Below are 21,119 nucleotides of genomic sequence, written 5' to 3'. Positions count from 1 at the left end.
GCACGGCCGCCTCTCGCGGCGCCCGAGCATCACTGCCCCGCTAAATCGTGATATGTCCGATAAGTCGTGGCGCGAAGTGCCCGACTTATCGGCTCACGCAGTTCGGCTCACGCAGTTCGGCTCACGCACTTCGGCTCACGCGGCGGCGCTCAGGACGTCGAGGGCCGCCGCCAGGTCGGCCGGGTAGTCGCTCACGAACGAGACGTACTGGTCGGTGCGCGGGTGCATGAAGCCGAGCTCCCGCGCGTGCAGCCACTGCCGGGACAGGCCCAGCCGAGCGGCGAGGGTCGGGTCGGCGCCGTAGGTCAGGTCGCCGACGCACGGGTGGCGCAGCGCCGAGAAGTGGACCCGGATCTGGTGGGTGCGGCCGGTCTCGAGCTTCACGTCGAGCAGCGACGCGGCCGGGAACGCCTCGATCGTGTCGTAGTGCGTGATGCTGGGCCGGCCGCCGGAGACGACCGCGAACTTCCAGTCGCTGCTGGGGTGCCGGTCGATCGGGGCGTCGATGGTGCCGCGCAGCGGGTCCGGATGGCCCTGGACGACGGCGTGGTAGGTCTTCGCGACCTCGCGCTCCTTGAAGGCGCGCTTGAGGGCCGAATACGCCAGTTCGCTCTTCGCCACGACCATGAGCCCGGTCGTGCCGACGTCGAGGCGGTGCACGACGCCCTGCCGCTCGGCCGCGCCGCTGGTGGCGACCGTCTGGCCCATCGCCGCGAGGCCGCCGATGACCGTGGTGCCGGTCCAGCCGGGGCTCGGGTGGGCGGCCACGCCGACGGGTTTGTCGACGACGACGATGTCCTCGTCGCTGTAGACGATGCGCAGCCCGTCGACCGGGACCGCCTCGATCGTGACCGCGACCGGCTGGGCCGGCAGCGTCACCTCGAGCCAGGCCCCGGCCTTGACCTTGTCCGACTTCACGCGGACGGCGCCGTCGACGGAGACGTCCCCGGCCTCGACCAGGTCGGCCGCGGCGGTGCGGCTGAACCCGAAGAGCCGGGTCAGCGCCTGGTCGAGGCGGGTGCCGTCCAGCCCGTCGGGCACGGGCAGCGAGCGAACCTCACGCATCGCGCTGCGCCTCGGACCCACCCGAACCGGACCGCGCCTTCGTGCCGTCGCGGCGGCGGCCCATGAACTCCAGCAGGATCGCCAGGGTCACGCCGACGGTCAGGGCCGAGTCGGCGATGTTGAAGACCGGGAAGTGCCCGCCGTGGTCGTCGAGGAAGCTGAACATGTCGACCACGTGCCCCTGGAACGGGCCCGGTGCGCGGAAGAGCCGGTCGGCGAGGTTGCCGGCCGCCCCGCCCAGGACCAGGCCCAGCGCGACCGCCCAGGCGGCCGAGAAGGTGCCCTTGATCATCCAGAACAGCCAGCCGATCACCCCGATCGCGATCAGCGGGAAGATCCAGGTCTGGTTCTCCAGCATGCTGAAGGCGGCCCCGCTGTTGCGCGTGTAGATCACGTAGATGAGGCCGCCGAGCAGCTTCACCGGCTCTTCGTGGGCGACCGTCGAGGTCGTCCACTGCTTGACGGCCACGTCGATCGCGATGATCACCAGGCCGACGAGGCCGAAGAGAGACCACGCCCTCGTCCGCGCGGCGGGGGAAGGCGGCGGCGGGGGCTCGGTCGCGTCGTCCACCGGCGCGGTGCGGTCCTGGGTGGGCTCCTGAGTGGTCAGCGCCGCTCCTCCAACTGCTTGCAGGTGACGCAGAGCGTAGCGGACGGGAACGCGGCCAGGCGCTCGACCGGGATGGGGTTGCCGCACTTCTCACACCAGCCGTAGCCGCCCTCGTCGAGCCGCTCCAGGGCCCGCTCGACCTGCACGATGCGGTCGGCCAGGTTGTTGGCGATCGTGATCTCCTGCTCCCGCTCACCGGTCTTGGTGCCGGTGTCGGCCTGGTCGTCGCCGGCCGAGTCGGTGAGCCGGTGCTGCTGCAGCTCGTGGATCTCCAGCAGAGTCTGGTCGTGCTCGGTCTTGAGCTCGTCGCGCCGTTCGATCAGCGCCACCCGGATCTTCTCGGTCTCGGCTGCTGTACGCGTGCCACGGGCGGGCTTCGCCGTAGCGGTCTTGGCCGCGGTGGTCTTCGGTTCTGCGGTCTTGGCCATCGTGGCTCCCTCGGCCGCACGGGCGGCGGTTGACGTCGTCGGCGCTTTCGTGGTGCTGGTCGCGGCATTTGCCGCCTTTGTCGCCCGGGACGATGTCCCGGCTTGCCGAGAGGTAGGTTTCTGTGCTCTTGTCACAGTGGTACCTCCCGTCACACCGGCGGACATGCCCTGCCCGGCGCCGCTCGCTGCCCGGCCTCTCGGCACGGCATCAGCCCGCTCGGCCATGGCTCCCCCAGATGCAAAATGGGCGCGCGACGCGCGGTCGCGCACTCCAGTGGCTGGCAAGAATACGGAATGTACACGCGTCCGACAAACGCGCCACACGTATTCCGGCCAATTTGATCAGTTATTGGCGCCGATCATCGCCATGTTCGGCAAACCAGCGGGCCAGTCTTCCGCGCCTGCTCACGGCCCGCAGCCGTTGCTCCGCGGCGTCGCGCACCTGCTCAGTGGTGACGATCAGGAGGCTGTCGCGGGTCTTCAGGCGGGTCTCCGGCGCCGGCACGAACGCACCGCCATCGCGCAACACCAGCGTCACGACCGCACCGAGAGGCAATCGTAACTCGTCCACGTGCACACCGTTGAGCTTCGAGCCGTCCGGTACCTCCACCTGCAACAAGTCGGCGCGCATGCGCTCCAGCGGGGCCGCCTCGACCTGCAGGTCGGTGGGCTCCGCGGGTGCGGTGACCCCGAGCCGGCGCGCCACCGGGGGCAGGGTCACGCCCTGCGCCGCCGTGTAGATGACCACCAGCACGAAGACGACGTTGAACAGCTCCTGCGCGCCGGGCAGGCCGGCCGAGAGCGGGATCGTGGCCAGCACGACCGGCACCGCCCCGCGCAGCCCGGCCCAGGACAGGAACGCCTGGTCGCGCCAGCCCGGGCCGTTCTCGGTGAGCAGGAACGGGGCGCTGCTGACCAGTACCGACAGCGGGCGGGCCAGCAGCACCAGAACCAGGCCGACGACCAGCGCGGTGACCACCGCCCCGCCCAGCTGGCTGGGTGAGGCGAGCAGGCCCAGCAGGACGAACAGGCCGATCTGGGCGAGCCAGGCCAGGCCGTCGGCGAAGCCGAGCATGGCCCGGCGGTGCGGGAGGCGGGCGTTGCCGAGCACGACGCCCGTGACATACACGGCGAGGAATCCCGAGGCGTGGGCCACCGAGCCCGCCGCGTAGGCCAGGACGGTCAGGCCGATCGCGGCGAGCGGGTAGAGGCCGGCCGAGGGCAGCGCGGCCCGGCGCAGGGCCCAGGCCCCGCCGAACCCGGCCACCAGCCCGATCGCGGCCCCGGCGACGAGCTCGTAGGCGACCAGGCCCAGCTGCTGATACCACGGGCCCTGGCCGGTGAGCGGGGCCGAGAGCAGCACGACGAGGATGACGACCGGGGCGTCGTTGATGCCCGACTCGGCCTCCAGCAGCGCGGCCAGGCGGGGCCGGACCGGGACCCGGCGCAGGGTCGAGAAGACCGCGGCGGCGTCGGTCGAGGAGAGCACGGCCCCGGTCAGCAGCGCCTGCTGCCAGCCCGCGCCGAGTGCATAGTGGACGACCGCGCCGACGACGCCGACGCTGATCCCCACGCCGACGGTGGAGAGCACGACGGCCGGGCCGAGCACGGGCCGCAGCGTCGACCAGCGCGCCGTGAGGCCGCCCTCGGCGATGATGACCACCAGCGCGCAGATGCCAAGGGTCCGGGTCAGCTCGGCGTCGGTGAACTGGATGCCGAGCCCGGCCTCGCCGATCCCGAGACCGAGCAGCAGATAGACCAGGAGGCTGGGCAGGCCCAGGCGGACCGACAGCCGGACCGCACCCACGCACACCAGCAGGACCGCCGCGCCCAGCAACAGCGCGACGTTGAGTTCGTGGCTCAACGGCGGCCCGCCAGCAGCTCGGCGACGCGCTCCGCGGTGCCGGCGGGCGGATCGGCGAGCTCCACGAGCTTGTCCCGGCTGGCCGCACCGGCCTTGAGTCGCAACATCGAGGGGCGGACGCCGATCGCGGCGGCGAGGGCCTTCAACGCGGCCGCGGTCGCCTGCCCGTCGACGGGCCGGGCTCCCACCGCGACGACCACGGCGGGACCGTAAGGCCCGGGGTGGCTACCACCGACCGCGGTGCGTGAGGCGCCGGGCCTGACGCGGATCGCGATGGTGTGCATGCCTCATTGTGAAGGTTCACCCGATCGAGGGCGATCCTCCGCCCGGCGGGAAATCCCGCCGGGTGTCACCGAAGTGTCCGGTCCGGCTAGCGGCGATTCGCCAGCAGGACGTCGTTGGGGGCGCAGATGGCGCAGGGGGTGAAGCCGAGCTCGACCGCCTCGTGCGCCGGCAGCGGCTCGCTCTCCCGGCCGAGCAGGTGCGGGCAGGTCGGCACGTGGTACCGCGGCCGGCCGTCGATCACCAGGACGTTGTCGGGCAGCGCGGCCACGCGGGCCAGGTCGGCCGCCGAGGACGGCTGGACACCGGGCTCGTCGGCCGGGTCCTCGTCGTCGTACTCGTCGTCATCGTCATCGTCGTCGTCCGCCTCGGCGTGGTAGCCGGCCGGCGGCTGCGGGTCGTACGGGTGCTCGGCGTACCCACCCGCCTGTTCATATGCGTTCGCCTGTTCGTGGTGGGCCGGGTACTCGTCGTAGCGGTCGCCCTGCTGCGGGATCGCGGACTCCGGCTCGTCGCGGACGGGCGCCATCATCGCGGTCTCGTCGGGCGGCGCCGAGCGCCCGCCGGTGGAGGTCCCGTAGGTGGTGCCGGTGCGCGCCCCGGCCCCGACGGCCTGGCGCTCGCGGCGGTACTCCCCCGACTCCTCCAGGTCCGCGCCGCCGAGCTCGTCCGCGCCCAGGTGCGAGGCGAACGGGTCGTAGCGCTCCGACGGCACCTGGCGCCCGGTGCGGGTGCTGCGGGCGGTCCGCGCGGCCGCGGCCTGGCGACCGCCCACGATCAACGCCACGGCGGCCAGCAGGCTCGCCCCGATCGACGCCACGAGCAGGGCGTCCGACCCCTGGAGCAAGCCCAGTACAAGCAGGCCGACGGCCACCACGATCAGCAGCAGGCTTCCGACGATCACGGCCCTGTCCCTCCGCACAGCGTGTTCCCGGAAGGAGCTTTCTCCGGGCGAGTGTCTCTCACCGGGTACAACGAACGAACCCGGCGGAAGTCTCCCAGAATGACCGGAGCCCCAGCCGAATTTCGGCTGGGGCTCCGCGTGTCGCGTTGACCGGCCGCATGTCGCATGCTGGCCGGCCGGTCGCTCTGTGCTGGTGCAGTCGTGTCACCCGCTCGTGCGGGTCACCCGGGAGGGGTGCCGGTCAGCGACCAGCGCCCTCGTAGCCGCCCGCGAGACCGGCCGTGGCCAGCCCGCCGCCGACCGCCGGGCGCGCCGCACCCTCGCCGCGCTGCGCCATCTCGGCCTCGAGGCTCTGCTCGCGACCGGTGAGGTCGCGCAGCTGGCTCTCCAGGTAGGCCTTGAGGCGGGTGCGGTATTCGCGCTCGAACTGCTTGAGCTCCTCGATGTGCTTCTGCAGCGCGGTGCGCTTCGCGTCCAGGCCGCCCATGGCCTCCTGGTGGCGCTGGCGGGCGTCGCGCTCGAGCGCGTCGGCCTTCGCCCGCGCGTCGCGGGTGACCTCCTCGGCCTTGGTGCGGGCCTCGGAGAGGAGCTTGTCGGCCTCGCGGCGCGCGTCGGACACGTGGTCGTCGGCGGTGCGCTGGGCCATCATGAGCACGCGCAGGGCCTGCTGCTCGCCGTCGCCGGCGCCACCGCCGGCCGCGCCGCCGCCCGTGGTGCGGATCTGGTCGAGCTCCTGCTGCATGCTGCGGGCCGCCTGCTCGGCGGACGACTTCTCCCGCTGGACGCGCTCGAACTGCGACTTGAGGTCGGCGAGCTCCGCGGCCAGGCGCGGGTCGCCACCGGCGCCGGGCGCCACGCGGGCCGGGCCACCGCCACGCTCGAGCTGCGCGCGCAGCTCGTTGTTCTCCTCGATCAGCCGGGCGAGCTCACGCTCGACCTCGTCGAGGAAGGCGTCGACCTCCTCCTCGTCGTAGCCCCGTTTGCCGATGGGGGGCTTCTTGAAGGCGACGTTGTGAACGTCGGCCGGGGTCAGCGGCATCGAAACTCCTCGGGTCAGTTGCGGCCGCGTGGCCGCCGAGCGGTGCGTGTCACGAGAACGCCGCGATCAGCCGCCCTAACACGACGTACATCAGCACGAACAGGATAACCAGCAGCACAAGCGAAGACAGGTCCACGGCCACGGTACCAATACGCAGCGGACGAATCACCCGCCTCAACGCTTTGAGCGGCGGATCGGTGACGCTCCACACCACTTCCAGCGCCGCCGCGGCCCCCCGGCCGGGTTGCCAGCGACGTCCGAACTGCATGACGTAGCCCATCACAAAGCGTCCGAGGAGCGCCACCAGGAAGAGGTAGAGCAGCAGATGCACGATCTGCAAGGTGATGGACACCACGGCCGTCGAAGTCCTCGCTTCAGCTCTGGTTGAAGAACCCGCCCTCGGCGATCTTAGCTTTGTCCTCGGCGGTGACCTGGACATTTGCCGGTGAGAGCAGGAAGACGCGGTTGGTCACCCGCTCGAAGTTACCACGCAGGCCGAATACGAGTCCGGCCGCGAAGTCGACCAAACGTTTGGCGTCCGACTCATCCATCTCGGTGAGGTTCATGATCACGGGGAAACCGTCACGGAAGTGTTCCCCGATCGTGCGGGCCTCGTTATACGTCGTCGGGTGGAGCGTCGTGATCGCGTAACGGCGATCGTCGCTCTCCTCCTCGACCTGCGGGCGCTCCCGCACCGAGCTGGTCGGGGCCAGCGCGAGGTTGTCCCGCGTCGGGTAGCTGACGGACGTCGTCGGGCGCGTGATCGAACGCACGGTGCTGGTCCGGCCGGCCGTGCTCGCCTCCAGGCGGTCGGCGGCCGACAGGCGCTCGGACCGGTCGGACCGGTCGGACCGGTCGGACGCGGAGATCCGCTCGGAGGCCGCGAGGCGCTCCGACACCGACAGGCGCTCCGACGTCGTGCGGGAACGCGGCGCCGGCACCTCGTCGATCTCCTCCTCGTCGTCGAGCAGGTCGTCGCCGTACCGGTAGCGGTCGTCGTAGCCACGGTCGTCCTCGTCCTCGACGAGACCGAGCCAGACGCCCGCCCTGCGCAGAGCACCCATACGCGCTCCTCCGTCCACCGCCATGCGGCACTTCCCCCCGTTGTCCGTGCCACCGATCACAAGGTGCGACACCGCCCCCGCCGGCGCAGAACCACACCCGTGTAGTTTTCCGTTCCCGCGGGTCAGGCTACCCCAGCAGAGTGCGTTTTCCGAGCAATGCGCTGCCGACACGGACGTGTGTCGAGCCGTGCTTTATCGCGGATTCGAGATCGTCGCTCATACCCGCCGAAATCCAGTCCGCGGCCCCGTCCGGACCGCTGAAGCGCTGCCGAATCCGGGACGCGATCGCGGCCAGCCGGGCGAAGGCTTCGTCCGCCTCCCAGTCCAGCGGCGCCACCGCCATGACGCCGCGCAGCGCGAGCCCCGGGCTGGCCGCGATGGCCTCGGCCACCTTCTCGACCTGCCCGGTGAGCGCGCCACCGCGGTGCTCGTCGTCGTCCAGGCTGACCTGCACCAGCGCGCCCAGCGGCGCGGCCCGCCCGGCCTTCACCACGGCGTCGGCCAGGGCGTCCACCAGGCGCAGGCTGTCCACGGAGTGCACGGTGTCGGCGTAACCGGCCACCGAGCGCGCCTTGTTGCGCTGCAGCTGGCCGACGAAGTGCCACCGCATACCGGGCACGGCGGCGGCCTTGGCGGCCGCCTCCTGGTCCCGATTCTCCCCGACGTCGGTGACGCCCAGCTCGGCCAGCCGGGCCACGTCCGGGGCCGGGTAGGTCTTCGTGACGGCCACCAGGGTGACCGATTCCGGTTCCCGTCCGGCGGCGCGGCAGGCCGCGGTGATCCGCTCTCGCACGGAGGCGAGATTGGCCGCGATCTGCGACGTGCGCGCGTCCACGAAAACTCCTTGAAAATGGTCAATGGGGTAAGCCGCAGCAGCGACCTACCCCATTCAACCATCACTTAAGCAGTGATCCATCCGGCAAACCCGCTATGCCGGCTGCGGGCCATCACGCACCGTTTTTGAGGAAATCCGGCACGTCGACGTCGTCGAACAGGACCCGGCGGGGCGGCGGCGGGGCCTGGCGCTCCTGCTGGGCCGGCTCCTTCGGCTGGCCGTGCTGCGGGCCGTGCGACGAGCGCGGGGCCCGGGCCTCGACCGGGCGATACGCCGGGGCGCCGCCGTCGAAACCGGCCGCGATGACCGTGACCCGCACCTCGTCGCCGAGCGCGTCGTCGATGACCGCGCCGAAGATGATGTTCGCGTCCGGGTGGGCGGCGTCGGTGACCAGCTGGGCCGCGTCGTTGATCTCGAACAGGCCGAGGTCGGAGCCGCCGGCGATGGAGAGCAGCACGCCGCGGGCACCGTCCATGCTCTGCTCGAGCAGCGGGCTGGAGATGGCCGACTCGGCCGCCTCCACCGCGCGGTTGTCACCGCGGGCGCTGCCGATGCCCATGAGCGCGCTGCCGGCCCCGCTCATGACGCTCTTGACGTCGGCGAAGTCGAGGTTGATCAGGCCGGGCGTGGTGATCAGGTCGGTGATGCCCTGTACACCGGAGAGCAGCACCTGGTCGGCCTGGCGGAACGCGTCCATCATGCTGATGCCGCGATCGCCGAGGGCCAGGAGCCGGTCGTTCGGGATGACGATGAGCGTGTCGCACTGGTTGCGCAGCTCCTCGATACCGGCCTCGGCCTGGACCTGCCGGCGCTTGCCCTCGAACGAGAACGGCCGGGTGACCACGCCGATGGTCAGCGCGCCGAGTTTGCGCGCGATGTTGGCCACGACGGGCGCGCCGCCGGTGCCGGTGCCGCCGCCCTCGCCGCAGGTGACGAAGACCATGTCGGCGCCCTTGAGCACCTCTTCGATCTCGTCGCGGTGGTCCTCGGCCGCATTCTTGCCCACGTCGGGGTTGGCGCCCGCGCCGAGCCCGCGCGTGAGCTCCCGGCCGACGTCGAGCTTGACGTCGGCGTCGCTCATCAGCAGGGCCTGGGCGTCGGTGTTGATCGCGATGAACTCGACGCCCTTGAGGCCAACCTCGATCATGCGATTGACGGCATTCACCCCGCCGCCGCCGATGCCGACGACCTTGATGACCGCGAGATAGTTGTGCGGATGAGTCATCGGACCACCTTTCCTTCCGAGGTTGACCAGCGCCGGTCTGGTTGTTGACGACAGCGTCGGCCAAAGCGAAACGCGTGAGGTTGAGGCCCGCAAACCCTCAACCTCTACTAGAGGCTTATAGTTATGTCAACTAATGCCTTATCGCAAGGTAAGGGCCCGACTGTCGTGATCCAAGGACCGGCTCCGGCGTGTCGGGCCTAATCGCCCACGACACCGTCGACGAATTCCCTAACGGCGTCGAGGTGTCCGTTGTGACGGGCGGTTTCCTCGATCATGTGTATGAATACCCATCGGGTCGACACCGGCTGCCCGTGCCGGCTCCCGACACACACGGCGTCGAGATCGAGCCCGGCCGCGATACCGCGCGAGGTCGCGCACTGGGCCCGATATCCGGCGAGGGCCGCGGCGAGGCCGAGCCGCGGGCGCCACTCCCGGTCGGGGTCGTCGGCGGTCCAGTGCTTCGGCACGTCCCGCCCGGCGACGACGATCTCGAACCAGTAGGACTCGACCGCGATGAGGTGCTGTACCAGCCCCTCCAGCGTGGTGAGCGGCGAGGACGGCAGCGGCGCGAGCCGGCCCAGCGCGTCGGAGACGCCGGCGGTCTTGCGGTGCACGGTCTCCCGCGCTTCCTCGAGCGCGGCGGTGAGCAGCTCGAGCTCGGTGCCGATCACTTCTCCAGCACCGCACCGGGGGCGCTGATGTCGAGCGTGCGGCCCGGCTCGATGGCGGTGCGTTCCAGGATGCGTACCTTGGCCGCGTTCTGGGTGTCATCGCCCCACACGACGAGCCGGTTCTCGGTCAGCTCCAGCTTGATCCGGGTGGGTGACTCGGCCACGAGGGCCACCATCTGCGTCCGGATGGGCGGTGAGAGCGTCGCCAGTACCGTCAAAGCGCTCTGGGTCGTGTCGTCGCCCGGCTCCGGCTGGGCGATCCGGACCGCCGGCAGGCCCGGTGGCGCCACGTCGACCGGGAGGTAGGCCACGCCGTCGGCGTCGAGCAGCGTGTAGCCGCCGACCTTGGGCACCACCGCGACCGCGGTGCGCTCCTGGACCGCGATGGTCAGGGCGTGCGGGTAGTCGGCCTGGGCCTGCACCGTCTTCACCGGCTTGAGCTGCGCGCGCACCCGGCGCTCGACGGCCGCGATGTCCACCCGGGGCAGCGGGGTGCCGTCGCGCACCCCGGCCGCCGCTCGCACCGCCGCCGGGTCGAGCACGGAGATCCCGGAGACCTCGATCCGCTCGACGCCGAGGGCCGGGGTGAGGTAGACGACCGCCGCCGCCCCGCCCAGGATCACGACCAGCCCCAGCGCGACCAGCCAGGGGACGAGCACGCGCAGGCGGTGGCGCCGGGCGGCCTGCGCGAAGAGCCGCACGGAGCGCGGCGCGTCACGCGGGGCCAGAACCAGGCGCCACCCCCGCGTCTGCATCAGTCGTCGGCTTTGGAGTGCCGGCCCACGTATCCGTCGCCCTGGTCGCCACCCTTCAGCGCGGCCAGCAGCTCGTCGCCCATCAGCGAGATCGGCGGCGCGCCCATGGTGACGACGACGTCACCCTCGCGGACCCGGGCCACCACCTCCGCCGGGACGTCCTCCCAGTAGGGCACGAACACCTTGTGCTCGGCCGGGAGGTCGATCTCGGCGGTCAGGGCCACGCCGCCCTCCCCCGGCTCGCGCACCTCGCCGGGGCCGAAGACCTCCATGACCACGGCCTCGTCGGCGAGCGCGAGGCCCTCGGCGATCTCGGTCTGGAAGTCGCGGGTGCGGTACACCCGGTAAGGCTGGAACACCACCAGGAGCCGGCCGTCCCCGGCGACCTCCCGCAGCGTGTGCAGGGCCTTGGCGATCGGCACCGGGTGGTAGGCGTACTCGTCGTAGATGCGGACCCCGGCCTCCGTGCCCTTGAACTCGAACCGACGGCGCACCCCCGGGAACGTCGCCAGCGTCTCGATCGCGGTCTCCGCGGCCACGCCCAGCCGCAGCGCGGTCAGGATCGCGCCGGCCGAGTTGAGGCCCAGGTGGGTGCCGGGGATCGGCAGGAACACCTCCCCCAGCGACACGCCCTCGTGGTGGGCCATGTACCGCACCCCGTGCGCCGAGGACCGGACCTCGCTGATGCGCAGGTCGGCGTCGGCGGCCGTGCCGTAGGTGACGACGTCGGCGCCGGCCGCCCGGGCCCGCACCGCCATCCGCATCGCCCCGGGGTCGTCGGCGCAGGTCACCACGAACCCGCCCGGCTCCACCTTGGCGCAGAACTCGACGAACGCGTCCTCGAGGCCCTGCAGGTCGCCGTAGGTGTTGAGGTGATCGGCGTCGATGTTGGTGACGACGGCGACGTGCGGGGAGTAGAGCAGGAACGAGCGGTCGCTCTCGTCGGCCTCGGCCACGAACATGTCGCCGCTGCCGTGGTGGGCGTTGGAGCCGATCTCGGAGATCTCCCCGCCGATCACGAACGACGGGTCGAGCCCGGCGTGCTGCAGGATCAGGGTGATCATCGAGGTGGTGGTGGTCTTGCCGTGCGTGCCGGCCACGGCGACGGAGCGGCGGCCGTTCATCGTCGCGGCCAGGGCCTCGGAGCGGTGCATGAGGCGCAGGCCCCGCTCGCGGGCGGTGACGAGCTCGATGTGGTCCTGCGGGATGGCGGTGGAGTAGACCACCGTGTCCACGCCGTCGAGGTTGGACGCCTCGTGGGTGCGGTAGATGGTGCCGCCGAGGGCCTTGAGCGCGGTCAGGTGGGGCCAGTCCTTGAGCTCGCTGCCCGAGGTCGGGATGCCCCGGGTGAGCAGCAGCCGGGCCAGCCCGCTCATGCCCACCCCGCCGACCCCGACGAGATGGACCCGGCCCAGCTCCTCGGCTGTCAAGTCACTCATGCGCCAACCACTCCCAACAGATACTGACGCAGCCGCTCGTCGCCGTCCCGCAGGCCGTATCCGGCCGCGGCGTGGCTCATCGCCGCCATGCGCGCACCGTCGCGCACCAGGGGGACGATCTGCTGGGCGACCAGCTCGGGCGACAGGTCGCCGTCCTCGACGATGATCCCACCGCCGGCCTCGACCACCGGCAGCGCGTTGCGCCGCTGCTCGCCGTTGCCCCAGGGCAGGGGCACGTAGACCGCCGGCATGCCGATCGCGGCGGTCTCGGCGCAGGTGATCGCGCCGCCGCGGCAGATGGCCAGGTCACCGGCGGCGTAGCCGAGCTCCATCTCGGACAGGAACTTGATCCGCACGTAGGGCGCGGCCAGCCCGGCCGGGACCTCGAAGTCCTCGTTGCGGGCGCCGACGATGTGCAGCACCTGCACGCCGGCCGAGGTGATCGCCTTGGCCGCCCCGGCGACCGCCTGGTTGATCGAGCGGGCGCCCGAAGACGCACCGAAGACGAACAGTGTCGGAAGATTGGGGTCGAGGCCGAAATGCCGCCGGGCCTCGAGACGGCGGGCGTGCCGGTCCAGGGTGGTGATGCTCTGCCGCAGCGGTACCCCGACCACCGGCGCGTTCGCCACGGCGGGCATCTGCCGGGCCTGGTGGGGGAAGCCGAGCACGATGTTCTTGGTGAACCGCATGGCCATCTTGTTGGCCACGCCCATCGGGACGTTGACCTCGTGGATCACGCTGGGCGTCTTGCGCCGCCAGGCGGCCAGATACGCCGGGACGGACACGTAACCGCCGAAACCGACCACGGCGTCGGCGTCGACCTCGTCGAGGATGGCGCGGGTGGCCTTCGCCGCCTTCCACATCCGGTCCGGGGTGCGCACCAGGTTCATGTTCACCGAGCGCGGCAGTTGGTAGGCCGGGACGTGCCGCAGGTCGTATCCGGCCCGCGGGATGAGCTCGTTCTCCATCCCTTTCGGCGAGCCGAGGCACGTGATGCGGATGCCGGGGTCGTGCCTGCGCAAGCAGTCGGCGAAGGCCAGCAGCGGGTAGATGTGCCCGCCCGTGCCTCCGCCGGCCAGCACCACCGAGCGCAGCGCTGCCATCAGGTGCTCCTTCCGCGGGGCGGCACCGTGAGGGTGGGCCGGCCCGTCGTGCGTGTCGAGGGGTCCGTGCCGTCGTCCTCCTCGCGGGCGCGCGGAAGCGGCGGCAACGGCGCCCAGAGTAGTCGCACCCATTTCCGCGGCGGACGCGCGTGCATGGCTCGCGCGCAGTCCGGCTCGGCCCGGGCCGCCGAGGTGAGGATGCCGGCCGCACCGAGCGCGACGACGAGCGCGCTGCCACCGTCGGAGATGAACGGGAGGGGAAGACCGGTGATCGGCAGGAGGCCGACGACGCCGCCGATGTTGATGATCGCCTGGCCGACGAACCACATGGTGATCGCGGCCGCGACCAGCCGGCGGAACGGGTCCTCGACGCGCCGGGCGATGCGCAGGCCGGTGTAGGTCAGCATGCCGAAGAGCAGCAGCACGACCATGCAGCCGACCACGCCGAGCTCCTCGGCGACGATGGCGAAGATGAAGTCGTTGTGCGCGTTGGGCAGCCGGCCCCACTTGAGCTGGCCCTGGCCCAGGCCGACACCGAACCAGCCACCGTCGGAGACCGCCCACAGGCCCCGCAGGTACTGGTACCGCCCGGCCTTGGCGTCCGGGTCGATACTCGGGTCGAAGAACACCTTGAGCCGGTCCAGCCGATAGTCCTTGTTGGCCGGCAGCAGGATCAGCGCGCCCACGCCGGCCAGGAAGAACGCGCCGAGCCAGCCGAACACCGGCAGCCGCGCCCCGGCCGCCCACAGCAGGCCGGTGAAGAGCACGACCATGCAGATCATCGAGCCGAGGTCGTTGTACCCGACCAGGATCAGCAGCGTGACGGTGACCGGGAACAGCGGCATGAGCAGCTCGCGCCAGGTCATGATCGTGCGGCCCTTGCGGACCAGCAGGTCGGCGCCCCAGACCACCAGCGCGATCTTGGCCAGCTCGGCCGGCTGCAGCTGCAGGGGGCCGATGTGCAGCCACAGGTCCTCGACCCAGATCGGGCCGAGGTGGATCGCCGCGACGTGGTTCGGGTCCGGGGCGCGGCGGGCCGACAGCCAGCCCATCAGGTCCACGAAGCTCATCAGCACGACGGTGGCGATCAGCATCGGGATGGCCACGGCCCGGAACGTGCGCACCGGCAGCCGCTGGCAGACCCAGAACGCGGCCAGGCCGATCAGCGCGAACAGCACCTGCTTGACGATCGACGTGAACGGGCTGCCGGTGGTCGCGAAGTTGTTGACGCTGGTCACCGAGAACACCATGACCAGGCCGATGAACACGAGCAGCCCGACGCTGGACAGCAGCAGATAGTAGGAGGCGAGCGGGCGGTCCAGCAGGCCCCGCAGGGAGCCGACCAGGTTGCCCAGCCACCCGCTGTCGGTCGGAACTTCCTCCCCGTCGCTCCTCATGCCGCCATCATTCCGGGCGCGCCGCGACCATGCGGCCGCGACGCGCCGGGCGAGGAGTGCTTATGAAGCGCCGCTCATCACACGCAGGAAGTCGGCGGCGAAGAGGCCGAGCGAGGCGGCCACGCCGAGGCCGGCGATGATCCAGAACCGCACGACGATGTTGACCTCGCTCCATCCGGCCAGCTCGAAGTGGTGCTGGAGCGGGACCATCCGGAAGATGCGTTTGCCGGTGGTGCGGTAGGAGCCGATCTGCATGATCCAGGTGACGACGATGATCACGAAGAGCAGGCTGAGCAGCGGCAGGAGCAGGACGGTCTTGGTGGCAACGGCCAGGCCCGCGATGAGGGAGCCGAGCGCCATCGAGCCGGTGTCGCCCATGAAGATGCGGGCCGGGGACGTGTTCCACCACAGGAAGCCGACCAGCGCGCCGACGGCGGCCCCGGCGATCAGGGCCATCTCCAGCGGGTCGCGCACGTCGTAGCAGTAGCCGGCGGTGTAGGACGGGTCGGCACACCAGTGGCGGTACTGCCAGAACGCGATCGCCATGTAACTGATGAGCACGAGGATCGAGGTGCCGGTCGCGAGCCCGTCGAGGCCGTCGGTCAGGTTGACCGCGTTGGACATCGACATGACCACGAACACGAAGAAGATCACCGCGCCGATCTTGGTGATGTTCAGCCAGTCGACGTCGTGCACCCAGGACAGCTTCGGGCTGGCCACGGTGGTGATGACCTGGCGGCCGATCCGCTCGGACGGCACGTAGAGGGCGATGGCACCGAAGATGGCACCGATGAGCGCCTGGCCGATCAGCTTGCCGCGCTTGTTGAGCCCGTCGCTGTTGCGCTTGGCGACCTTGAGGTAGTCGTCGAGGAAGCCGAGCAGGCCGGTGAAGACGAACAGGCCGAGCAGCACGACGGCGGTGGCGGTGGGGCCGGCCGGGCGCAGCTGGGCCTGGGGCAGGGTGGTGAGGGCGATGTGACCGCCGGTGTAGGCGACCAGGGTGGCGAAGATGAACACCACGCCGCCCATGGTGGGCGTGCCCTTCTTGCCGAGGTGGGTCTGCGGTCCCTCGGAGCGGATGGGCTGGTCGGCCTTGAGCTTGGTGAAGTACTTGATCGCGATCGGCGTGCCGAACAGCGAGATGAGAAATGCGACGAAGGCCGCGACGAACACGGCCCTCACTTGCGGAAATCTTCCGAGCGCAGGGCGTCGACGACGGCCCAGGTCCGGTAGCGCGACCCCTTGCACAGGACCACGTCGCGCGGCCGCAGCTCGGCGCGCAGCAGCGCCACGGCGGCCTCCTGATCGGTCACGAGCACCGAGTCTCCTCCCCAACTCGCCACGGCGGCCGCCCCGTCCAGGATCGGCGCGGCCTGCTCGCTGACGGCCACGAGACGGTCGATGCCGAGTTCAGCGGCGAGTCGACCAACTTCCTCGTGTCCGGCTCGCTCGTACGCGCCCAGCTCCGCCATGAAGCCGAGTACGGCGATCTTGCGCCGTCCGCCGGCCACCGCGACGAGCGCGTGCAGCGCCGCCGCCATGGACGCCGGGTTGGCGTTGTACGAGTCGTCGATGACCGTGACATCGTCGGCACGGTCGAAGACATCCATCCTTCGGTCCGACAAACCCTCTAGATCGCCGAGTCCGGCCGCGATCTCCGTCGGCTCGAGGCCCGCGAACGACGCGACGGCGGCGGCGAGTAGCGCGTTGCTGACGGCGTGTCGTCCCGCCATGGCGAGGCTGACCGCCTGATCGGGTGCGCCCGCGATGTGGAGGGTGAAGCCGTAGCGGCCGCGTTCCAGCGGCTCGACGCCGGTCGCTCGGACCTCCGCGTCGGCGGCCTCGCCGGCCAGCCGGACCTGGGCGGTCGTGCGCGCGGCCATGGCCCGGACCCGCTCGTCGTCGGCGTTGAGCACCGCGAGGCCGCTCGGCCCCAGCGCCTCGACCAGCTCGCCCTTGGCCTGGGCGATGCCCTCGACGGAGCCGAACTCACCCATGTGCGCGACGCCCACGTTGGTGACGACGGAGATGTCCGGAGGAGCGATTTCGCAGAGGTACCGCAAATGCCCGATCCCCCGCGCGCCCATCTCGAGCACCAGGTAGCGGGTGTCGGCGTCGGCCTTGAGCACCGTGTAGGGCGTGCCCAGCTCGTTGTTCTCCGACCCGGGGGTGGCGACGGTCGGCGCCTTGCGGGCCAGCAGCTTGGCGACGAGGTCCTTGGTGCTGGTCTTGCCGGACGAGCCGGTCAGCGCGACGACCGTGAGCCCGCCGGCCTCGTGCAGCCGGTCCACGACGGCCCGGGCCAGCAGCCCCAGCGCGTGCCGCGGGTCGTCGACCACGACGGTCGGCACGCCGTCGACGGCGCGGCTGCCGAGGACCCCGGTGGCGCCGTCGGCGACGGCCTTGGGCCCGAAGTCGTGCGCGTCGACCTTCGCACCCGCGAAGGCCACGAAGAGCCCGCCGGGCCCGATTTTGCGGTTGTCGTACTCGACCGGCCCGTCGACGACCGCGTCCGCGGCCCCGCCGACGAGCTCGCCACCGACGATCGCCGCGATCTCGCCGAGCGTCAACGCGATCATGAATTCGCCTCCCGCAGGGCCGCAGCCAGCTCCACCCGGTCGTCGAACGGCAGCACTTCGCCGTTCACCTCTTGGCCCGTCTCGTGCCCCTTGCCCAGCAGCGCAATCACGTCGCCGGGCTTGGCGTGGGCCACCGCATATGCGATCGCCTCGCGGCGCCCGCCGATCTCGACCACGTCGGCCGGCCCGCCGGCGGCCCCCGCGAGCACCCCGGCCCGGATCGCGGCCGGGTCCTCGGTGCGCGGGTTGTCGTCGGTGACGATCACGAGGTCGGCCCCCTCGGCGGCAGCCCGGCCCATCAGCGGGCGCTTGCCGCGGTCCCGGTCGCCGCCGGCCCCGACCAGGCAGAGCACCCGCCCGCCGCGCGCGGTCGCGAGGGTGCGCAGGGCCTTGAGCACCTCGACCATCGCGTCGGGCTTGTGCGCGTAGTCCACGACGCCGACCACATCACCGGGGGCGTCGACGCGCTCCATCCGGCCCGGTGAGCCCGGCGCCTGCGCCACCGCCCGCGCGGCGATGTCCAGGTCGACCCCGACCGCCACCAGCGACGCAATGGCCAGCAGGGCATTGGCCACGTTGTGCCGGCCCGGCAGCTGCACTCCCGACCGCGCGGTGCGGCCCTGCCAGTGCACGTCGAACGCCTGCCCGTAGCCGTCGACGGTCACGCCGGAGACCCCGAATTCAGCGGTTTCACCAGCAACGGAATAGGTCCACGAGGCCGGCTTGCGCAGTCGCATTACCGACACATCGTCGGCGTTGAGGATCTCAACGGCGGCGCGGCCGTCGAAGAGGCGCGCCTTGGCCGCGAAGTAGGCCTCGACGGTCGGGTGGAAGTCCAGGTGGTCCAGGCCGAAGTTGGTGTAGCCGGCGGCGGCGAAGCGGACCCCGCCGACCCGGCCGACCTCCAGCGCGTGGCTGGAGACCTCCATGGCCACCGACTGCACGCCGCGCTCGAGCGCCGCGGCGAAGAGGGCGTGCAGGTCGGTCGCCTCGGGGGTGGTGCGGATGCTCTTGACGGTCAGGTCGCCGAGCCGGGTCTCGACCGTGCCGATGAGGCCGGTGACCTGGCCGGCCGCGCGCAGCCCGGCCTCGATGAGGTAGGTCGTCGAGGTCTTGCCGGCGGTCCCGGTGATGCCGATGGTCGTGAGGCGGCGGGTCGGTTCGCCGTAGACCTTCGAGGCGACGTCGCCGAGCACGTCGCGCGGCCGGTCGACCACGACGAACGGCACGCCGGCGTCGGCGCGGACACCCGCGGGGTCGGTGAGCACCGCGACCGCGCCGCGCCGCACCGCGTCCGGGATGAACTGGGCCCCGTGCACGCGCGCGCCGGGCAGCGCCGCATAGAGATCACCCGGCTGAACCGTCGAGCTACTGTGCGTCACCCCCGTGACCGCAACATCGCCGGTGCCGCCGCCCAGCGAGCCGATGAGCTCATCGACCTGTACTGGGCGGACTTTCCGCGGACGGGGATAGCCGGACACGGGGTCAGACCCTACCCGCCCGGCGCCGGACGCACAGAGCCGGTGTCACGGGTAGATCGTGAGCTTCGGCGGCTCGGTGCCGGTCGGGGTGACCCCGAAGGTCGACAGGGTGAGCGCCATCATCTCCTTGAACGCGGGTGCAGCCACCGAGCCGCCCCCGCCGCCGGGCACGTGCGCGTTGACCGCGACCACGTAGCGCGGCGCCTCGGCCGGGGCCATGCCGATGAACGACACGACCTCGCCCGACGCGTAGCCGCCGTTCTGCGGCAGCTGCGACGTGCCCGTCTTGCCGGCGATCCGGTAGCCGGGGATGGCCGCCTGCCGCCCGGTGGCGTCGTCGAGTGTGGTCACACCCTCCAGCATGACCCGCAGCTCCTGCGCCACCTTCGGGTCGAGCACCTGGCGGGTCTGCTGGGCGGCGGGCTTGGTCACGGTGCCGTCCGGGTTGATGATCTTCTTGACCACGGTCGGCTGGACGTAGAGGCCGTCGTTGGCGATCGCGCCGTACACCGCCGCCATCTGCATCGGCGTGGTCGCCACGCCGCGCCCGATCGGGATCGAGCCCGGGCTGGACCCGGTCCACTTGTCCGGCGCCAGGATCTGCCCGGCCGACTCGTTGGGCAGTCCGACGCCGGTGCGCTGACCCAAACCGAATTTCTGCTGGTACTCGTACAGCTTGTCCTTGCCCAACTGGTCCGCGACGGCGATGGTGCCCACGTTGGACGACAGCGCCAGGATGCCCGGGATGGTCATCGCCGTCCCGTCCTTCTGCGCCGGGTGGTCCGTGTAGGTGGTGTCGCCCTTGCGCACCTTCGAGTTCACCGTGACCACCGAGCTCGGGGTGATGATCCCCTCCTGCAGTGCGGCCCCCATGACGATGGCCTTGTGGATCGAGCCGGGGTCGTAGACCGTCGCCGTGCACTGGTCCTTGACGAAGGCCTGGTCGGTGCCGGCGGGGTTGGTGGCGGCGAACGACGGATAGCTGGCCATCGCCATGACCTCCATCGTCTTCGCGTCCAGCACGATCGCGGAGGCGAAGTCGGCGTTGAGCGGCCCCATCCGCTCGGCCAGGGCCCGCTGCACCGAGTACTGCAGGTCCTGGTCGATCGTGAGCTCCACCGAGCCGCCGGGCCGGGCCGGCGTCAGCTCCTCGTAGCCGTAGGGCTGCGGCACGTCGAGCTCGCCCTGGCCGTGCTCGTAGACGTGCCGCCCGTCGACGCCCTTGAGCACCGAGTCGAACTGCTTCTCGATGCCCATCTGCCCGACCAGGTCGGGCTTGGACGTGAAGCCGATGACGTTGGAGGCGAGGTCGTAGCCGGGGATCTCGCGGCGTTCGTCCCGGTCGACCTTGAGCGCGCCGACCCGCAGCGCCTTGATGCGGTCGCCGTCGGCGACGTCGATCTGGTGGACGAGGTATTCGAACTGCACGTCCCGCTTGCCGTCGGCGGTCTTGTGCGGGGTCATCTTGCGTACCAGGTCGGAGCGGAGCACGCCGTACTTGTCGAGGATCGCGAAGAGCTTGTCGGCCAGGGCCTCGGGGTCCTTGACGACCGTCGGGTCGACGGCGACGTAGCGGGTCTCGATCGAGTGCACCAGGATCTTGCCGTTGCGGTCCAGGATCGCGCCCCGGGCGGCCGGCAGCACCGCGTCCACGAGGCGGGCCTTGAGGCCCTCGGCGGCGTAGGCGCTCGCGTCGGTCAGCTGCAGCTGCACCAGCCGCACCCCGATCGCGGCGAACATCGCCAGGCAGAGGACGGTGGCCAGGCGCAGGCGGCGGCGCGGCTCGGCGAGCTTGGGCAGCCGGGTGCGCCGGCCCAGGCGCGGCACCGCGACCCGGCTCTGCTTCTTGCGGACCGGCGTCTTCTTCGGCGGCGCCCGGCGCACCGGCGGCTTCTGGATCTTCTGGGTGTTCTGGGTCCGCTTGGCCGCCACCGTGCGCCGCTGCGGCGCCCGCGGCTGTCGTGGCGGCGGTGGCGGCTCGTCGAGGTCGATGACCGGCTCGTCCTCGGCCTCGACCACGGGCCGGGCCGGGCGGCGGCCGCCCGCGCGGGGCGGCTGCTCGCTGCGGCCGCCCTGGATGACCTCCAGGGCCGGGCGGAACGGGTCACCGCGCCGCGGTTCGGCCGAGGCGTCGCGGACCGACCGGCCGCGGGGGGTGTACCGCTTCGCCTCGGACATCGTCCCGCGCAGCGGCGGCTCCTCCGGCACGCCGCCACCGCCGGAACGGGAACGGGCGGAGGCACCGGCACCCCCCGCGCCGGCGCGACCGCCCGTTCGCTGCCGGCCGGCGCCACTCCCGCGAGCATCGGCGCCGCGCTCGGCGCCCCCGCGCCGCTCGCTGCCGCCCCGTCGATCAGGAGTGTCGCCAGCCATGTCCC

Annotated in this window: 20 protein-coding genes; all 20 read right to left on the bottom strand. The window is 71.5% G+C overall.

The genetic code is table 11. The annotated features are described in order from the left end of the window. Nucleotides 1-135: 135 nt before the first annotated feature. The 20 genes from ACIA8L_RS46550 to ACIA8L_RS46455 all read right to left on the bottom strand — a co-directional run bounded on the left by ACIA8L_RS46550 (nt 136) and on the right by ACIA8L_RS46455 (nt 20,919). A complete protein-coding gene (locus tag ACIA8L_RS46550) occupies nt 136-1,065 on the bottom strand; it encodes an RluA family pseudouridine synthase (protein WP_395915165.1) in 930 nt (309 codons plus the stop codon). Continuing rightward, nucleotides 1,058-1,699: a signal peptidase II gene (lspA, locus tag ACIA8L_RS46545; protein WP_395915253.1), complete on the bottom strand. Its 642-nt coding sequence runs from the start codon at nt 1,697-1,699 to the stop codon at nt 1,058-1,060. Before lspA ends, ACIA8L_RS46550 begins: the two co-directional genes overlap by 8 nt. After that, on the bottom strand, nt 1,672-2,103 hold the full coding sequence (locus tag ACIA8L_RS46540; protein ID WP_395915163.1) for a TraR/DksA family transcriptional regulator: 432 nt from the start codon (nt 2,101-2,103) through the stop codon (nt 1,672-1,674). The genes lspA and ACIA8L_RS46540 overlap by 28 nt, the downstream gene beginning before the upstream one ends. 346 nt (nt 2,104-2,449) lie before the next feature. Continuing rightward, nucleotides 2,450-3,967 carry a potassium/proton antiporter gene (locus ACIA8L_RS46535; protein WP_395915162.1) on the bottom strand — a complete coding sequence of 506 codons (1,518 nt, stop codon included), beginning with the start codon at nt 3,965-3,967 and terminating at the stop codon, nt 2,450-2,452. Next, complete coding sequence (locus tag ACIA8L_RS46530; RefSeq protein ID WP_395915160.1) at nt 3,964-4,251, bottom strand: DUF167 domain-containing protein; 288 nt, start codon at nt 4,249-4,251, stop codon at nt 3,964-3,966. Before ACIA8L_RS46530 ends, ACIA8L_RS46535 begins: the two co-directional genes overlap by 4 nt. An 86-nt stretch (nt 4,252-4,337) precedes the next feature. Beyond that, the gene (locus ACIA8L_RS46525; protein WP_395915158.1) at nt 4,338-5,153 is read right to left on the bottom strand and encodes a hypothetical protein; all 816 of its coding nucleotides are present in this window, start codon (nt 5,151-5,153) and stop codon (nt 4,338-4,340) included. 241 nt (nt 5,154-5,394) lie between these two features. Next, nucleotides 5,395-6,192, bottom strand: a complete 798-nt coding sequence (locus tag ACIA8L_RS46520; protein ID WP_395915156.1) for a DivIVA domain-containing protein — start codon at nt 6,190-6,192, stop codon at nt 5,395-5,397. A gap of 49 nt (nt 6,193-6,241) precedes the next feature. Continuing rightward, nucleotides 6,242-6,547, bottom strand: coding sequence for a YggT family protein (locus ACIA8L_RS46515; RefSeq protein ID WP_223096957.1), 306 nt, complete (start codon nt 6,545-6,547; stop codon nt 6,242-6,244). 19 nt (nt 6,548-6,566) lie between these two features. Next, a complete protein-coding gene (locus ACIA8L_RS46510; protein ID WP_395915154.1) occupies nt 6,567-7,256 on the bottom strand; it encodes a cell division protein SepF in 690 nt (229 codons plus the stop codon). Nucleotides 7,257-7,383: 127 nt separating this feature from the next. Continuing rightward, nucleotides 7,384-8,091 carry a YggS family pyridoxal phosphate-dependent enzyme gene (locus tag ACIA8L_RS46505; RefSeq protein ID WP_395915152.1) on the bottom strand — a complete coding sequence of 236 codons (708 nt, stop codon included), beginning with the start codon at nt 8,089-8,091 and terminating at the stop codon, nt 7,384-7,386. A 112-nt stretch (nt 8,092-8,203) separates the two neighbouring features. Further along, entirely contained in the window at nt 8,204-9,316 is a 1,113-nt protein-coding gene (gene ftsZ / locus ACIA8L_RS46500; protein WP_395915150.1) for a cell division protein FtsZ, read from the bottom strand. A gap of 197 nt (nt 9,317-9,513) precedes the next feature. Next, complete coding sequence (locus ACIA8L_RS46495) at nt 9,514-9,987, bottom strand: DinB family protein (protein WP_395915149.1); 474 nt, start codon at nt 9,985-9,987, stop codon at nt 9,514-9,516. Next, on the bottom strand, nt 9,984-10,742 hold the full coding sequence (locus ACIA8L_RS46490) for a cell division protein FtsQ/DivIB (protein WP_395915147.1): 759 nt from the start codon (nt 10,740-10,742) through the stop codon (nt 9,984-9,986). The genes ACIA8L_RS46495 and ACIA8L_RS46490 overlap by 4 nt, the downstream gene beginning before the upstream one ends. Continuing rightward, nucleotides 10,742-12,181 (bottom strand): UDP-N-acetylmuramate--L-alanine ligase, encoded by a 1,440-nt coding sequence (gene murC / locus ACIA8L_RS46485; RefSeq protein ID WP_395915145.1) that lies wholly within the window; start codon nt 12,179-12,181, stop codon nt 10,742-10,744. The genes ACIA8L_RS46490 and murC overlap by 1 nt, the downstream gene beginning before the upstream one ends. Then, entirely contained in the window at nt 12,178-13,284 is a 1,107-nt protein-coding gene (gene murG / locus ACIA8L_RS46480) for an undecaprenyldiphospho-muramoylpentapeptide beta-N-acetylglucosaminyltransferase (RefSeq protein ID WP_395915144.1), read from the bottom strand. Before murG ends, murC begins: the two co-directional genes overlap by 4 nt. After that, a complete protein-coding gene (locus tag ACIA8L_RS46475; protein WP_395915142.1) occupies nt 13,284-14,681 on the bottom strand; it encodes an FtsW/RodA/SpoVE family cell cycle protein in 1,398 nt (465 codons plus the stop codon). Before ACIA8L_RS46475 ends, murG begins: the two co-directional genes overlap by 1 nt. A gap of 60 nt (nt 14,682-14,741) precedes the next feature. Continuing rightward, nucleotides 14,742-15,863, bottom strand: a complete 1,122-nt coding sequence (gene mraY, locus ACIA8L_RS46470; RefSeq protein WP_395915140.1) for a phospho-N-acetylmuramoyl-pentapeptide-transferase — start codon at nt 15,861-15,863, stop codon at nt 14,742-14,744. After that, the gene (murF, locus tag ACIA8L_RS46465; protein ID WP_395915139.1) at nt 15,860-17,260 is read right to left on the bottom strand and encodes a UDP-N-acetylmuramoyl-tripeptide--D-alanyl-D-alanine ligase; all 1,401 of its coding nucleotides are present in this window, start codon (nt 17,258-17,260) and stop codon (nt 15,860-15,862) included. Before murF ends, mraY begins: the two co-directional genes overlap by 4 nt. Then, on the bottom strand, nt 17,257-18,741 hold the full coding sequence (locus ACIA8L_RS46460) for a UDP-N-acetylmuramoyl-L-alanyl-D-glutamate--2,6-diaminopimelate ligase (RefSeq protein WP_395915137.1): 1,485 nt from the start codon (nt 18,739-18,741) through the stop codon (nt 17,257-17,259). The genes murF and ACIA8L_RS46460 overlap by 4 nt, the downstream gene beginning before the upstream one ends. A gap of 45 nt (nt 18,742-18,786) precedes the next feature. Next, complete coding sequence (locus tag ACIA8L_RS46455) at nt 18,787-20,919, bottom strand: peptidoglycan D,D-transpeptidase FtsI family protein (protein WP_395915251.1); 2,133 nt, start codon at nt 20,917-20,919, stop codon at nt 18,787-18,789. Between the last annotated feature and the right edge of the window lie 200 nt (nt 20,920-21,119).

This window comes from Dactylosporangium sp. NPDC051541 (assembly GCF_044454505.1).
In the GTDB taxonomy this organism is placed as follows: Bacteria; Actinomycetota; Actinomycetes; order Mycobacteriales; family Micromonosporaceae; genus Dactylosporangium.
Note: the sequence above shows the minus strand (reverse complement) of the source record. Positions and strands in the feature narration are given on the sequence as shown.